The organism is Azospirillum agricola (assembly GCF_017876095.1).
Taxonomy (GTDB): domain Bacteria; phylum Pseudomonadota; class Alphaproteobacteria; order Azospirillales; family Azospirillaceae; genus Azospirillum; species Azospirillum agricola.
Genome location: NZ_JAGINM010000004.1, coordinates 89200 through 103961, shown reverse-complemented (window position 1 = coordinate 103961; position 14762 = coordinate 89200). Strand labels below are relative to the sequence as shown.

Annotated in this window: 14 protein-coding genes; 5 read left to right on the top strand and 9 right to left on the bottom strand. The window is 73.0% G+C overall.

The genetic code is table 11. The features are described 5' to 3' along the window. Positions 1-105: 105 nt before the first annotated feature. Positions 106-1231 (top strand): peptide chain release factor 2 gene (gene prfB, locus J2847_RS06940; protein ID WP_209778159.1). Its coding sequence is split into 2 segments (ribosomal slippage): positions 106-174 and positions 176-1231, totalling 1125 coding nucleotides; the frame shifts between segments, so codons are not numbered across the junction. A gap of 94 nt (positions 1232-1325) precedes the next feature. After that, positions 1326-1634 (top strand): peptidoglycan-binding domain-containing protein, encoded by a 309-nt coding sequence (locus J2847_RS06935; protein WP_209778157.1) that lies wholly within the window; start codon positions 1326-1328, stop codon positions 1632-1634. A gap of 39 nt (positions 1635-1673) precedes the next feature. Here the strand turns inward: J2847_RS06935 and J2847_RS06930 are convergent, their stop codons facing one another. The 7 genes from J2847_RS06930 to J2847_RS06900 form a co-directional block, all read right to left on the bottom strand. Continuing rightward, positions 1674-2705, bottom strand: coding sequence for an ABC transporter substrate-binding protein (locus tag J2847_RS06930; RefSeq protein WP_209778156.1), 1032 nt, complete (start codon positions 2703-2705; stop codon positions 1674-1676). 34 nt (positions 2706-2739) lie between these two features. Next, positions 2740-3567: an ABC transporter permease gene (locus J2847_RS06925; protein ID WP_209778154.1), complete on the bottom strand. Its 828-nt coding sequence runs from the start codon at positions 3565-3567 to the stop codon at positions 2740-2742. Further along, on the bottom strand, positions 3560-4333 hold the full coding sequence (locus J2847_RS06920) for an ABC transporter ATP-binding protein (protein WP_209778152.1): 774 nt from the start codon (positions 4331-4333) through the stop codon (positions 3560-3562). The genes J2847_RS06925 and J2847_RS06920 overlap by 8 nt, the downstream gene beginning before the upstream one ends. A 250-nt stretch (positions 4334-4583) precedes the next feature. Next, positions 4584-4913, bottom strand: coding sequence for a hypothetical protein (locus J2847_RS06915; protein ID WP_209778151.1), 330 nt, complete (start codon positions 4911-4913; stop codon positions 4584-4586). A 375-nt stretch (positions 4914-5288) separates the two neighbouring features. Next, positions 5289-6425, bottom strand: coding sequence for an ABC transporter permease (locus J2847_RS06910; RefSeq protein WP_209778149.1), 1137 nt, complete (start codon positions 6423-6425; stop codon positions 5289-5291). Beyond that, a complete protein-coding gene (locus J2847_RS06905; RefSeq protein ID WP_233474336.1) occupies positions 6422-7300 on the bottom strand; it encodes an ABC transporter permease in 879 nt (292 codons plus the stop codon). The genes J2847_RS06910 and J2847_RS06905 overlap by 4 nt, the downstream gene beginning before the upstream one ends. Continuing rightward, the gene (locus J2847_RS06900; RefSeq protein WP_233474335.1) at positions 7290-8150 is read right to left on the bottom strand and encodes an ABC transporter ATP-binding protein; all 861 of its coding nucleotides are present in this window, start codon (positions 8148-8150) and stop codon (positions 7290-7292) included. The genes J2847_RS06905 and J2847_RS06900 overlap by 11 nt, the downstream gene beginning before the upstream one ends. Before the next feature lie 231 nt (positions 8151-8381). On the opposite strand from J2847_RS06900, the gene J2847_RS06895 reads away from it, so the two are divergent. Next, positions 8382-9023, top strand: a complete 642-nt coding sequence (locus tag J2847_RS06895; protein WP_085555161.1) for a hypothetical protein — start codon at positions 8382-8384, stop codon at positions 9021-9023. 21 nt (positions 9024-9044) lie between these two features. Here the strand turns inward: J2847_RS06895 and J2847_RS06890 are convergent, their stop codons facing one another. Next, the gene (locus J2847_RS06890) at positions 9045-9314 is read right to left on the bottom strand and encodes a DUF3126 family protein (protein ID WP_085555160.1); all 270 of its coding nucleotides are present in this window, start codon (positions 9312-9314) and stop codon (positions 9045-9047) included. A gap of 210 nt (positions 9315-9524) precedes the next feature. Here J2847_RS06890 and J2847_RS06885 point away from each other — a divergent pair, with 210 nt between their 5' ends. Further along, the gene (locus tag J2847_RS06885; RefSeq protein WP_325169340.1) at positions 9525-11159 is read left to right on the top strand and encodes a caspase family protein; all 1635 of its coding nucleotides are present in this window, start codon (positions 9525-9527) and stop codon (positions 11157-11159) included. A gap of 93 nt (positions 11160-11252) precedes the next feature. Here the strand turns inward: J2847_RS06885 and J2847_RS06880 are convergent, their stop codons facing one another. Next, positions 11253-13631, bottom strand: a complete 2379-nt coding sequence (locus J2847_RS06880) for an ankyrin repeat domain-containing protein (RefSeq protein ID WP_233474334.1) — start codon at positions 13629-13631, stop codon at positions 11253-11255. A gap of 218 nt (positions 13632-13849) precedes the next feature. Here J2847_RS06880 and J2847_RS06875 point away from each other — a divergent pair, with 218 nt between their 5' ends. Then, the gene (locus J2847_RS06875; protein WP_209778146.1) at positions 13850-14758 is read left to right on the top strand and encodes an ROK family protein; all 909 of its coding nucleotides are present in this window, start codon (positions 13850-13852) and stop codon (positions 14756-14758) included. The last annotated feature ends 4 nt before the right edge of the window (positions 14759-14762 follow it).

Below are 14762 nucleotides of genomic sequence, written 5' to 3'. Positions count from 1 at the left end.
AGCCGGTGGGGGAAACGGGCCGATAAAGGGTGCAAGCGGGGAGGCGAGCCGCTACATATTCAGCCGACCATTCTTTTTAACTCTGGCTGACGAGGAGGCACCGCCATGCGGGCCGAGATCGAAGCGGCCGCCGGCGAGATCAGAGAATCGCTGGCGCTGCTGAGGAGGCATCTTTGACTGGGATAACGCGCTGCGTCGTCTCGACGAACTGAACAACCTCGCGGAGGATCCCAAGCTCTGGGACGATCCCACCCGCGCGCAGACCATCATGCGCGAGCGCACGCAGCTCGACACCTCGGTGTCGGGCTACCGCGCGCTGGAACGGGATCTGGCCGACAGCCTGGAACTGATCGAGATGGGCGAGGAGGAGGGCGACGCCACGGTGGTCGCCGACGCCGAGGCCCAGCTCTACGCGCTGCGCGAACGCGCCGCCAAGCTCCAGCTCGAGAGCCTGCTGTCCGGCGAGGCCGACGCCAACGACTGCTACGTCGAGGTGAACGCCGGGGCCGGCGGCACCGAGGCGCAGGACTGGGCGCTGATGCTGGTCCGCATGTACACCCGCTGGGCCGAGCAGCACGGTTTCAAGACGGAGTGGCTGGAGGAGAGCGCCGGCGAAGAGGCCGGCATCAAGTCCGCCACCATCCAGATCAAGGGCCACAACGCCTATGGCTGGCTGAAGACCGAGGCCGGGGTGCACCGTCTGGTGCGCATCAGCCCGTTCGACAGCCAGGCGCGGCGCCAGACCAGCTTCTCGGCCGTCTCGGTGTCTCCGGTGATCGACGACAAGATCGACATCGAGATCAACGAGAAGGATTGCCGCATCGACACCTACCGGGCGTCGGGCGCCGGCGGCCAGCACATCAACAAGACCGACTCGGCGGTGCGCATCACCCACCTGCCGACGAACATCGTGGTGAGCTGCCAGCAGGAACGGTCGCAGCACAAGAACCGCGCCAAGGCGTGGGACATGCTGCGCGCGCGCCTGTACGAGCGGGAGCTGAAGATCCGCGAGGACGCCGCCGCCGCGCTGGAGGCGACCAAGACCGACATCGGCTGGGGCCACCAGATCCGCTCCTACGTCCTGCACCCCTACCAGATGGTGAAGGACCTGCGGACGGACGTGGAGACCTCGCAGAGCCAGGCGGTTCTGGACGGCGCGCTCGATCCCTTCCTGGAGGCGGCGCTCGCCGCCCGGATCAAGGGGCAGAGCGACGAGGACGGCGCGGGCTGAGTCCGGTCATCCCGTCCCGTTCCCTCTTTTTCGGGAATGGGACGGGAGCCGGCGCTGTTTCATCCGGTGACACCAGCGACCCGGAGTTTCCGACATGATGCGTTTCCTGTGCGCCGCGCTTCTCGTCACCGCCGCGTCCCCGGCCTTCGCCGCCTGCGGGTCCGCCGGCATGCCGCCGGAGATGTTCAAGGCCTTCGTCACCGGCACGCAGGAGGCGCTGAACGAGCACGGCTTCAGGGCCGGCATCGCCGACGGCAAGATGGGATCGCGCACCCAGTCGGCGGTTCGCGCCTACCAGCGCGCCGCCAAGCTCCCGGTGGACGGCTGCGTCAGCCAGGAGCTTCTCGACCACCTGAACTTCGCCCAGCCGAAGGTCTACGCGCCGGGCGCCAAGCGGCCGTGATGGAGGCTTCCCTCTCCCGCTCCGGGAGAGGGACTTTTTTCACTGCCCGATGAAGCTCAGATCCATCACCGACTTCGGGTCGAGCGTCTTGTCGACCTGGCCTTCCGACTGCCAGAACCTCACCTGGTTGACCACGTCGTCCACCAGCAGGCGGGCCTGCGGGTCGGCGTAGGGCAGGCCGGCGGTCACGATCTCCGGCTTCTGCTTGGTCGCCTCGGCGATGATCGCCAGCAGCTCGTCATAGCCCGGCCCCTTCACCAGAGCGCCCGAGGCGTCCTTGGTGTTGAAGGCGGCGTGGTATTCGGCCAGCGCCGTCCTGTAGGCGCGGACGAACTTCTCCACCACCGGGCGGCGCTGCTGGATGGTCTTCGGCCCGGTGAACAGGGCGCCGAGCTGCCAGGGCGTCTCGTCGCCGGCCCAGCCGACGATCTTGCCGGCGCCGTCCGCCACCACCTGCCGCGCGACGGTCGAGGGCGCCAGGATGGCGTCGACCTGCCCGCCCTTGAAGGCGGCGACCATCTTCGGCACGTCCTGAAGCGGCACCATGGTCACGTCCTTGACCGTGAAACCATGCTTCTGGCCGAGGATGCCGATCATGTAGTGGAAGGTCGAGCCGACCGTGGTGATGGCGATGCGCTTGCCCTTCAGGTCGGCCGGCCTGGTCAGCCCGGCCTCATGGGCGGCGTTGGTCGCCACATAGGCGCTCAGGGGGAAGCCCGGCTCGTCGCGGCTCTGCGCCGCGATGATGGTGACGGCGCCCTTGGCGGCGAGGTTGTAGAAGCCGGCGGTCAGCCCGGTGACGCCGAAATCGACGTCGCCCGAGGCCACCGCGACCGGAACCTGCTGGGCCGAGGTGAACATCTTGAGGTCGACGTCCAGCCCTTCCCTGGCGAAATAGCCCTTGGCCTTGGCGATGAAGATCGGGCCGGAGGAGGACAGCGCCAGCACGCCGACCGACGCCTTGTCGGCCGTCTGCGCCAGCGCCGGCAGGGTGGTGGCGGCAACGGTGGCGGTCAGGGTTGCGGTCAGGCAGCCCAGCAGGGCGCGCCGGGTCCAGCGGGTGAAGCTCATGATTGGGTGATCCTCCCGAAAGAACGGTTCTTGGTTAGCGCCATTTCAGCAGGCGCCGTTCCAGCACCGACAGCACGGTGCCGATGGTCAGGCCCATCAGGGACAGCACCAGCACGCCGGCCAGCAGCGTGTCGGTCTGCATCAGGTTGCCGGCCATCAGCACGAAGGCGCCGATGCCGTATTCGGCGCCGATCATCTCGGCGGCGACCACCAGGATCAGCGCGATCGAGGCGGTGATGCGGAAGCCGGCCAGGATGCCCGGCAGCGCCCCCGGCAGCACGATGGAGCGCAGGATCGACCGCCAGGGCAGGCCGAAGCTCTGCGCCATGCGGATCAGGTTGCGCGGCACCGCGTCGATGGCGCTGTAGGTGGCGATCACGGTGGGGAAGAAGACGCCGAAGCCGATGGTGGCGAATTTCGACGGTTCGCCGATGCCGAACCACAGGATGAACAGAGGCAGCAGCGCGATCTTCGGGATCGGGAAGAAGGCCGACACCAGCGGCACGCCGACCGCGCGGGCCAGCGAGCCGATGCCCATGGCGAAGCCGACCAGCATCCCGCCCAGCGTCCCCAGCGTCCAGCCCACCCCGATGCGCATCAGCGACGCCTTCAGGTTCAGCCACAGCGAGCCGTCGGCGACCATGCCGGCCAGCGCCGCGCCGACCGCGCTCGGCGGCGGCAGGAACAGCGGGCTGGCGAGTCCGAGCCGGCTCGCCCCCTCCCAGACGCCGACGAGAATCGCGAAGGCGGCCAGCGCCGCCAGCGGGTGGCGCCGCACGGTGAAGCCGCCGCCGCGGAAGCGGACCGGTTGCGGGGCGGAGGCCGGGGAGGCCGGGGCGGCGAGCGGCAGGCTGTCAGGCACGGGCGATCTCCCGGTCGGCCATCTGGGCCTCGGCCTTCATCAGGTGCCACAGCCGGTCGCGCACCTCGGCGAGATGCGCCTGGGCGGAGGGCTCCTGCCGGCGCTCGCGCGGCTCCTCGACGGTGACGATCTCGCGGATGCGGCCGGGGCGGCGGCTCAGCACGGCGATGCGGTCGGCCAGCCGCAGCGCCTCGTCCAGATTGTGGGTGACGTAGAGCGCCGTCGTCCGCTCCCGCCGCCACAGGTCGAGGAAGTCGTCCATCAGCAGCTCGCGGGTCTGGGCGTCGAGCGCCGACAGCGGTTCGTCCAGCAGCAGCACCGCCGGGCGCACGGCCAGCGCGCGGGCGATGCCGACGCGCTGGCGCATGCCGCCGGACAGCTGCTTGGGCAGGGCCCTGCGGAACTCCCACAGCCCCATGCGCCGCAGGCCGGTCTCGACGCGCTGGCGCCGCTCGGTCTCGGGCAGGGGATGGTGCTCCAGCACCAGGGCGACGTTGTCCTCGACGCTGCGCCAGGGCAGCAGGGCGAAGTCCTGGAAGATGAAGGTGATCGGGTTCAGGCAGCCGTCGGGGACGGGGCCCTCCATCGTCACCCGGCCGGCCGTGGGGGCGACGATGCCGCCGGCGATGCCGAGAAGGGTGGACTTGCCGCAGCCGCTGGGGCCGATCACCGCCAGGATCTCGCCCTCGGCGAGGTCGAGGTCGATGCCCTCCAGGACCGTCAGATCCTCGTACCGGTGGGTCAGGTTGGAAACCAGAAGCCTCATCGCGCCCTTGTCGCACCCCGCGTATGCCGCACCCGCATGTGTCGCGCCCGGCACGCCGCAACGTGCCATTGCCCGCCGCGACGGGCGGAGGGCGGCACTCTGTCGCACGCGGGGGCGGCTGTCGAGTGTTCGTCCCCGGGGGGTGCCGTGCGCGGCGCGACCGGAGGAATTGGCGGAAAGCCGCCAGCGATCCGGAAGGGAGACGGAGAGGCTGTGGGGTTCCGGACAGGGGCCGGACGCGACGGGGGGCTCAGGCGATGTCGCTGATGGCGGCCAGCGCCTGCGGCGCGTCGATCGTCTTGAGGGCGGCGGCGCAGTGCCGGACCGCCGTTTCGGCCACGGCGTGGCGGTCTTCGAGCCCGGCCTCGGCGATCTCGTCGGGTGCCATGGATTGCAGCAGAACCGAGAGGGTGCGGACGTAGGTCCGCAGCATGGCGACCTCTTCCGGGAAGTCGGCGAGGCCGGTGCCGGCGATGGCGCGCAGGCCCCGCAGCTCGCTGTCGAGCGACAGCGCCGCCGATTCGATGACCTGGAACGCCCGGGTCAGCCGGACATGCTTCAGAACGATCACTTGGCCCATGGCCGTCACTCCCGCTCAAGGCCGGAAAGTGGCCGGCCCGCGACGGGATCGTGTCGCGGCCGGCCCTAGTCCCCGGAGAGAAACATGCCGGCGGCGCAGCCACTGCGAGCCACCGGCGGATCTCATGAAAGCAACGACCGTGCCAGACCCCGGAAACCCTGTCGAATATCGGAATATGCCCTGAAAGGGTTGCGAATTGATCCCACAACCGGACGTTCCGGCGGCCTTCATGAAGCAGGGGGCCGGAGAGCAACCAGGGGAACAGGGGCGGATTGACCGTCATTTTGCGAATCGCTCGTCATTTTGCGACGCGCCGTCCGCAACTTTTGTGCGTCGGCGCCCCCGCATCACCGCCCCCGCATCACCGCCCCGGCATCACCGCCCGCGCATGGACGGGTGCCAGCCGGTCGTCAGCCGCTCCAGCAGGGCGAGCCCGCCGTAGAAGCCGGAGCCGGTCAGCGCCGCCACCGCGATGGTCGCCCAGACGATGTCGAGATTCATCCGCGCCACCTCGGTGGAGATGCGGAATCCCATGCCGACCACCGGCGTCCCGAAGAATTCGGCGACGATGGCGCCGATCAGCGCCAGCGTCGAGTTGATCTTCAGGCCGTTGAACAGGAAGGGCAGGGCGTTGGGCAGCCGCAGCTTGACCAGGGTGCGGCCGTAGCCGGCGGCGTAGCAGCGCATCAGGTCGAGCTGGATGCGCTCCGCGCTTCCCAGCCCGGCCAGCGTGTTGATCAGCATCGGAAAGAAGGTCATGACGACGATGACCGCCGCCTTGGACGGCCAGTCGAAGCCGAACCACATCACCATGATCGGCGCGACGCCGACCACCGGGATGGCGCTGGCGAGGTTGCCGAGCGGCAGCAGGCCGCGTGCCAGGAACGGCACCCGGTCGGCGAGGATCGCCACCGCGAAGCCGGCGCCGCAGCCCATCAGGTAGCCGCGCACGACCGAGGTCAGCACCGTCTGGCGGAAATCGTCCCACAGCACCGGCGCGTTGGCGGCGAGCGCGGCGGCGATGCGGCTCGGCGCCGGCAGCAGGATGGCCGGCACGCCGAAGCCGCGCACCAGCACCTCCCAGCCGGCCAGCAGCCCCAGCCCGAACAGGCCGGGCACCAGCACCGACCGCGTCCAGCCGGGAAGGGCGGCCAGCACCCCCAGCACCCGCCACAGCAGCAGAGTCGCCGCGACCAGGAACAGCCACAGCCCCCAGCCGGCCGACAGGTCGATTCCCCGGTCCATCAGATGCATCGGCAGCAGCCACGCCAGCGCGACGGCGGCCAGCTCGACCCAGGCGCCTTTGCGCGGCGACGGCGCGGTGCGCCCACCGACGACCGCCAGCACCACCCCCGCCAGGAACAGCGGCGCCAGCGGCTCGGCGAACCAGCCGACGGGGGCGCCATCCCTCGCGCCCAGCGGCAGGGCGAGCGCCGCCAGCGCGATCGCGGCCAGCAGCACCAGCCCCCAGTCGGCGGCGGTGCGCAGCGAGGTGCCGTAGGCGTCGCTCATCGCGCGCCCCCACGGCCGAGCAGGGCCCGCTCGACGGCGCGGACCACGCCGATCAGCAGGACGGAGAGCAGCGAGGCCATGACCAGCGCGCTCCAGATCTGGGTGGTCTGGCCGTAGTAGGAGCCGGCCAGCAGCCGAGCCCCCAGCCCGGCCTGGCCGCCGGTCGGCAGCTCGCCGACGATGGCGCCGACGACGCTGACGGCGACCGACACCTTGAGGCTGGCGAACAGGAAGGGCAGCGAGGCCGGCAGCCGCAGCGACCAGAAGGTCCGCGGGCCCCCCGCCGAATAGGTCCGCATCAGGTCGAGCCACAGCGGGTCGGCGGCGCGCAGCCCCTTCACCATCCCCACCGTGATTGGGAAGAAGCAGAGATACATGCAGATCACCGCCTTGGGCAGCAGCCCGGTCAGGCCGAGGTTGCCGAGGATGACGACGATCATCGGCGCGATGGCGAGGATCGGGATGGTCTGCGAGGCGATCACCCAGGGCAGCAGGCTGAACTCCAGCGTCCGGGTGTGGACGATGCCGACGGCGAGCAGGGTGCCGAGCGCCAGCCCCATCGCCAGCCCGGCCAGCGCCGCCTCCGCCGTCACCCAGGCGTGGAACAGCAGGTTGCGCGGGCTGGTCGGGGCGTAAGCGGTCAGCGACGACCACAGCTCCATGGCCACCTGGTCCGGGGTGGGCAGGATCGGCCGCTTCATGGCGTAGGCCTGGGCCAGCAGTTCGCTCCAGCCCCAGGGCTTGCCGGCGCGGACCAGCGCCTCCTCCGCCTGCGGCGTGTTCAGCCAGAAGGCGCCCGCGTACCAGACGGCGACCAGCAGCAGGGTCATCGCCGCGACGGGGGGGACGCGGATGGCCGGACGCTCAATCGTCATAGCTGTGGCCTTCCTTCAGCCCCTGGCGCACGCGGTGGGCGATGGCGGCGAAGGCCGGGGTCTCGCGGATGTCCAGCGTGCGCTCGCGCGGCAGGTCGCAGTCGATGACGTCGAGGATGCGGCCGGGGCGCGGGCTCATCACCACGATGCGGGTGGAGAGGAACACCGCCTCGGCGATCGAATGGGTGACGAAGACGCAGGTCTTGCCGGTGGCCCGCCACAGTTGCGTCAAGTGCAGGTTCAGATGGTCGCGGGTGATCTCGTCGAGCGCGCCGAAGGGCTCGTCCATCAGCAGCAGGTCGGGCTGGAGGGCCAGGGCGCGGGCGATCGACACGCGCTGCTGCATGCCGCCGGAGAGCTGCCAGGGGAATTTCCGCTCGAAGCCCGACAGCCCGACGCGCTCCAGCTGCTCGCGGGCGCGGGTCCGCCGTTCGGCGGCGGGCAGTCCCATGATCTCCAGCGGCAGCATCACGTTGCGTTCGACCGTGCGCCACGGGTAGAGCGCCGGGGCCTGGAAGACGTAGCCGTAGAGCCGCTTCAGCCGCGCCTGTTCGGGCGTCATCCCCTCCACCGCGATGTGGCCGGCGGTCGGGCGCTCCAGGTCGGCGATGACCCGCAGCAGGGTGGTCTTGCCGCAGCCGCTCGGCCCGATCAGCGAGACGAAATCGCCCTTGGCGATCGTCAGGGCGACGTCGCTCAGCGCCGTCACCGGCCTGTCGGCGGTCGGGTAGACCAGCGACACGCCCCGCAACTCGACGATCGGCCGGCCGCCGGCCGCCGGGGCCGCCGGGGCCGCTGGGGCCGCGGAGGGGGCCGCGGAAAGGGCCGGAGCGGGCTGGGGAGCGGGCATGGGGGCGGGCGCCCCGTCGGACGGGAGCGGCGGCGGCGTGGGCAAGGCTGGGCATCCTTCCGGCGCGGATCGCGTGTGGGCGGGGATGCGGTCACGCTAGCATCGACCCGGCGGCGAAGCCAGAGCCCCGAGGCCGCGTCCGCCGGGGCGAGGCCGGGCGGCGGCGGCCGGAGGTTGCGGGGCGGAAAAGGCTGGACGCCGCAGGGTTGCCCGCGCCAGGATCGGGCCATCATGCCCAGCGCCCACCCGTCCAAGTCCCCCCCGCCGCCGGTCGAGGTCTCGCGCGAGGAGACCGCCGGCGGGGCCGTTTTCGTGGCCACCCCGGCGACCAGCCCGCGCATCCGCACGCGCTACCTGCTGATCGCCGGACTGCTGGCGACCGGCTTCATCGCCGGGGCCGGGCTGGCGCCCGACTACATCGCCAACATGCTGCAATGGCTCGCGGTCTTCTGCGCCGCGCCGGTCCTGCTGCTGTGGGTGGTGATGCTGACCGAGGCGGTGCGGCGACGCGCGGTGCGGCTTGGCGTGACGCGGGTCGGGCTGACGGTGGACGGCGGGCGGATCTACCCGCACGAGACGATCCGCGACCTGACCCTCTATCCGCTGGTCGGCGGGCGGCCGCTGTTCGTCGCCTGGATCGAGCCCGGCCGCGAGCATGGGCACAAGGCGGAGCTGGCGCTGGTCACCGGCGGCGTGGCGCCCAACGACGCCGTGAAGGAGGCGCTGCGGGCGGCGGGCGGGCGCGGCGTGCGGCTGGTGATGCACCGGCGCGACGGCCGGCCGGCCATCGTGCTGGTGCGCGGACTGACCCTGTCCAGCGGGGAGACGCTGCTGGCGGCCCTGGCGGCGGAGCTTCGTGCCCACAGCCGCTAGGGAGCCGGAAGAAGCTGGAAATCAGCGGCGCGGGAGCGCCGGCGGCTCCGGCAGATCCTCCTCGAGGATCACGACATGCAGGGCGTAGGACACCTCGCCCTCGTCGATGTCGCGGTTCAGCGTGCCGAAGAACTCGCCGTCCAGCGTGACCTCGGCCGACTGGCCGGGCTTGGCCGGGGCCTCGATCATGATCTTGGGGTTGCCGAGCGTCTTGCGCAGATAGGCCTGGACGCGGGCGATTTCGGTGTCGGACATCCGGGCAGCGGCGGCGGTCGGCTTGGCGGGCGGCATGATGGGTCCTCAAAAGATCGGAGCGGAACGCGCGTGATATAGGCGGCTTTCCGGCAAAGGAAAAGCGCAACCTCGCCGCCTGCCCCTTTCGCGCGGGGTAGCGGCCCGCCGGGGGACGGCCTCGAAAGAACGTCGGATCCGGCCCCTCCGGAACGGCTATGCTCCCGCCTCGTTGTACTGGGTGGGAACGGGTGCCGAAGGGTGAAGACCGTGTGGAGAAGGCTGTTCGCCGGAATCGCCGGAGCGCTGCTGCTGGCCGCCGGCCCGGCGCTGGCGGCGCCGGAAAAGCGCGTGGCGCTGGTCCTGGGCAACGCCCGCTACGCGGCGGCCGGCGAGGTCGCCGGGGTCGGCGGCAACGCGGCGGCGATGGAGGCCGCGCTGCGCAAGGCAGGCTTCGCGGTGACGCGGGGCGACAACCTCGGCCGCGCCGCGCTGGAATCGGCGCTGGAGCGCTTCCGCGACTCGCTGGCCGGGGCCGATCTGGGATTCGTCTATTACAGCGGGCTGGCGGTCGGCGTCGGCGAGCGCGAGTATCTGCTGCCGGTCGACGCCGCCCCCGCGATGGAGGGCGACCTGTCGCGCGAGGCGCTGGATCTCGACGGCGTTCTCGGCGATCTGCGCGCGGCCGGGCGCAAGGCCGTCGTGGCCCTCGATCCGGCCGTGGACAACCCGCTGGCCGACCGGGTCGGCGGAGGCGCGCTCGGCGCCCCGCTGGAGGCCGACGGGCTGTTCGTGATCTACGCCCACCGGCCCGGCGTGCCGCCGGTCGCCGCCACGGGCCGGAAGGGGGCGGATCCCTTCACCGCCGCGCTGGCGCGCGAGATCGTCAAGCCTGGCGTTCCCCTGCGCGACGCGCTGGCCGAGGTCGCCCGCTCCGTCGCCACCCGCAGCGGCGGCCGGCAGTTGCCCTGGTTGCAGGACCGGCTGGGCGGCGACCTCGTGCTGGTTCCGGCGGTGGTCGCGGCGGCCAAGCCGCCGGTGAAGGCCCCGGCGAAGGAGCCGCCCGCGACGGACGCGCCGCCAGCTCCCCCCGCCGCTCCCCCCGCCGCTCCTCCAGCCGCCCCTCCTCCGGCCGCCGCGCCGGCCTCCCTGCCGCCCGGCCGCTACGAGGCGGTGCGCAGCGGCATGATGTTCGAGCGGCCGGCGGTGGGGGCGCGCGGCGTGGCGCCGCTGGCGGCGGGCGACGCGGTGACGGTGATCGGCGCGGTGCCGCAGGGAAGCTGGCTGCGGGTCCGCGACTCGGCCGGCCGCACCGGCTACGTCACCGCCGGCACCCTGTCGGAGCGCTGGGGCGAGCCGCCGCCGCCGGTCGCGGCCCTGCCGCGCGGCGCCATCGAATCCGGGCCATCGGCCGAGCCGCCGCCCGAGCCGTCCTCCGGGGCCGGCCCCTCGGTCGCCGCGCTGCCGCCGTCCGGCGCGTCGGATCCGCAGGGCGGGCCGGGCGACAGCCCGGCGATGGCGGCGGAGCAGCGGGCGATGCGGGCGCTGGGCAGCGCGCGGACGGCGGCGGAGCGGGCGCGCGCCGGCCGCGACGGCTACTGGACCCACCAGTTCCCCAACGGCGACCGCTACGAGGGGGAATGGAGCCGGCAGGGAGGGGGCGGCGACTTCGGCCGCCCGACCCGGCAGGGCTTCGGCGTCTACCGCTTTACCAACGGCCAGTTCTACGAGGGGGAATGGGCGCGCGACGTGATGTCGGGCTACGGCATCATGACCTTCCTCGACGGCAGCCGATTCGCCGGGCGGTTCCGCGACGGCCAGCCGGACGGGCCGGGCGTCTTCCGCTACGGCGACGGCAGCCAGAGCGCCGGATTGTGGCGCGGGCCGGTGAAGCTGGACGAGTGAGGCCGGACGCGTGGGGCGCCCCGGAGGGGAGCGCGATGCCTGCGGGACATCCCATGGGGCGTCCCATGGGATGTCCCGGCGCGCCTCCGCCGGTCAGCGCGGCTTCAGCGCCTCGACGACCTGGACATGGCCCTGCAACGCGCCCAGCGTCAGGGCCGAGTTGCCGTTGGTGTCCATGCGGTAGGGGTTGGCGCCACGGTCGAGCAGCAGCTTGGCCACCCGGTCGTGCCCGTTGTTGGCGGCGTACATCAGCGCCGACCAGCCGTTCGCCGTCGTCCGGTCCACCGCCACCCCGCGCTGGAGCAGGACCTGCGCCACGCCCGCATGCCCGCGCGCCGCCGCCGCCATCAGGGCGGTCTTGCCGTCGTCGTTGGTGGCGTCGAGTTCGGCGCCGCCGTCGGCCAGCGCCCCCACCACGCTCTCGTAGCCGCCCCAGGCGGCGTACATGACGGCGGTGGCGCCGTCGGAGGTCCGCAGGCCGGTGTTGGCGTGGCGTTCCAGCAGGATGCGGACCGCGTCGGTCAGCCCCTGTTCGGCGGCGATCATCAGCAGGGTCTTGCCGTTGTCGAGCCGCGTGTCCGGCGCCGTGCCGGATTGCAGGCTGCGGCTGAGTTCCGTCGGGTTGCGCAGCAGGGCGAGCACCGACTCGCGGCTGTTCAGGCCGGGGGTGACGGTCGCCGGGGCGGGGGTTGCCGGACCCAGGCTGCGCCGCTCGCCCGCCGCCTTGACCCGCTCGCGCAGGTCGGGATTCTCGGGCGAGACCATCAGCGCGCGCTCGTAGAAGCGGCGGGCCTCGTTCCAGTCGCCCTCGCGCTCCGCCGCCATCGCCCAGCGGCGGTAGGTGTCCTCCATCGTGGCGACCAGCTCCGCCGCCTCGGGCGCGTGGGGCGCCACGAGGCGCAGGCGCTGGACCGTCTCGTAGGCGTTGTCGCCCGGCGGCGTGGTCAGGCGCTTCCCGGCGAGCTGGCGGCGGGCCTGATCGACCAGGGCGCGCGTGCGCTGCGTCAGGACGGCCTCGCTCTCGAAGGGCGGCTGAACGGCCGGAGCGCTGGCGGCGTGCGACGGTTCCTCCAGCGGCGGCAGGGCCGCGGTGCCGGGCGGCGCCTCGCTGGTCGCCGGCGGCGGCGCTAGGACGGCGGGCGGGGATGCCGGCAGGAAGGGCGGCGCGGCCGGGGTGTTGGCCGGTGGCGGCAGGGCCGCGGTCTGGATTGACGAAACCGGCGGCTGCGTGGCCGGTGGCGTGTGGTCCGCGATCGGCAGGGCGGTCGGCGCGGTGGGCGCCGCCGTGGCCGGCATGCCTGGCGGCTGCGGGGTGCCCGGCGACGGCGGCCGGGCGGCGGGCGTCTCCGCCTGCGCGGTGCGTGGCGCGCCCAGAGCGAGGGCGTCGCCTTCCTGGTCGCCGCCCGTCGCTCCCTGGCCCGGCAGTCCCTGGAGATTCCGCTCGACGAAGGAGCGGGCGTCGCTCCAGCCGCGCTCCAGGCCCGCCCTGGCCGAATCGGGGAGGATGCCGGGCACGCTGGTCAGCACGGCCGCTCCGGCGGCGGCGAGCAGCACCAGGGTGGTCAGCGCCGCCCCGGCGTAGAGCGCGGCGCGGCGTGGCGGGCGATGCGCCTCCGGGTGGAGGATGTCGGGATCGTCCGGCGGGCCGGGCATCACCGAGGCGCCGGTGGCGGCACCCCCGTCGATCCCCCGGCCGGTCCAGTCGAACCCGCCGTTCCAATCGTTGGCGGGCTGATGGCCGGCGGGCTGCTGGGGCGGGCGGGGGCGGCGCGGCGGTTCGGCCGGTGCCGGTTCCGGGGCGGCCAGGATCGGTGCCGCCTTCACCGCCTTCGGTTTGGCGGCTTTGGCCGCGGCCGGTCTGGAGGCGGCGCCGTCGGCGGCCGGCACCGCCATCGGCGTGACGGAGGGGGCGGCGCCCGGCGCCATGCGGTAGATGACGCCCAGCTCGCGCAGCGAATCGGCCAGCCCGGCGCGGGTCAGCGCGCGCTCCAGGTCGGGCGTGCCGCAGAGCAGCACCTGGAGGAAGCGCCCGGCCGCCGTCTCCGACCGGGTCAGCTCGACCAGATCGGCCAGCACCGGCGGGGCGAGCAGGCTGGCGTCCTCCACCGCCAGCAGGCCGGAGCCGGCCAGATCCAGCCGTTCCTCCAGCGCGCCGATCAGCGTGTCGAAATCGGGCTCCCCATCCTCGCCGCCGCCGGTGTCCGGCAGGGCGCCTTCGCCCGCGGCCAGGATCAGAGCCTCGACGTCGGCGCCCGCCGTCGCGGTGACCGGCAGCGCCATGGCACCGTCCGCATCGACATGCTCCACCAGTTGGCGGTAGACGGCGGCCCGACCCGACCCGGCCTCGCCCACCAGCACCAGCAGGCGCTTGCGGGCAAGGAAGGCGAGGACGAGCCCGTCGCGGATCTCCGACGCGCCGCGATCCGCCGGGGATGAGGGATTCGGGGTGTGTTTCGGGGCAGAACGGTCCATGGGCATCGCACACGCCGATCAATGAGAGGGACGCTGCCTTGACTCTAGTGATGCGCGCGGCGTGGCCGGACGGAGCAAAGGGCGGTGGACCCCTCTCTTCTGGGGTGGGCTCCCTCCATCGGGTGGCGCGTTCGGGGATTGGCCGGCCGGAGGGGGAGCGGTATAGGGTTGCCCAGAAAGAGGTGGCCCGCCGGCGCGGCCCCATGCGGATCGGACCCATGCGAATCGGACCCACGCGAATTGGAATCGACCTCGGCGGAACCAAGATCGCCGCCGTCGCCCTGGATGCGGGCGGGGCCGAACGGGCGCGCCACCGCCGGCCGACCCCGCGCGACTATGACGGGACGCTCGCGGCCCTGGCCGAGACGGTGGCGGCGCTAGGACCCCAAGTGGACGGGGTGGGGATCGGCATCAGCCTGCCGGGCATCGTCGATCCGGCGGCGGGGCGGGTGCGCGCCGCGAACCTGCCCTGGCTCGACGGCCGGCCCTTCGCCGACGACGCGGCGCGGGCGCTCGGCCGGCCGGTGCGGATCGCCAACGACGGCAATTGCTTCGCCCTGTCCGAGGCGGTCGACGGCGCCGCGTCGGGCGCGGCGGTGGTGTTCGGGATCATCCTCGGCACCGGGGTCGGCGGCGGCATCGTCGTCGACGGCCGCATCCTGCCCGGCGCCAACGCCATGGCCGGGGAATGGGGGCACAACCCGCTGCCCTGGCGGACGGAGACCGACGGGCCGCCGGTTCCCTGCGGCTGCGGCCGGCAGGGCTGCACCGAAACCATGCTGTGCGGCGCCGGCCTGACCCGCCTGCACGCGTGGCGGACCGGCGGAACGACGTTGGCGCCGCCGGACATCGCGGCGCGCGCGCAGGCCGGCGATCCGGCGGCGGCGGCCACGCTGGCGGTCCACGCCGACGCGCTGGCCCGCGCGCTGGCGCCGGTGCTGAACCTGCTCGACCCCGACGCGGTGGTCGTCGGTGGCGGGCTGTCGGCGCTGCCGGGCCTGTGCGACATGGTGCGGGAGCGCTGGGGGCGCTGGACTCTCGCCGCCGCGCCGCGCACCCGTCTGGCGGTCGCGCGCCATGGCGGGGAGAGCGGCATGCGCGGCGCCGCCTGGCTGTGGCCGGCGTGACGGC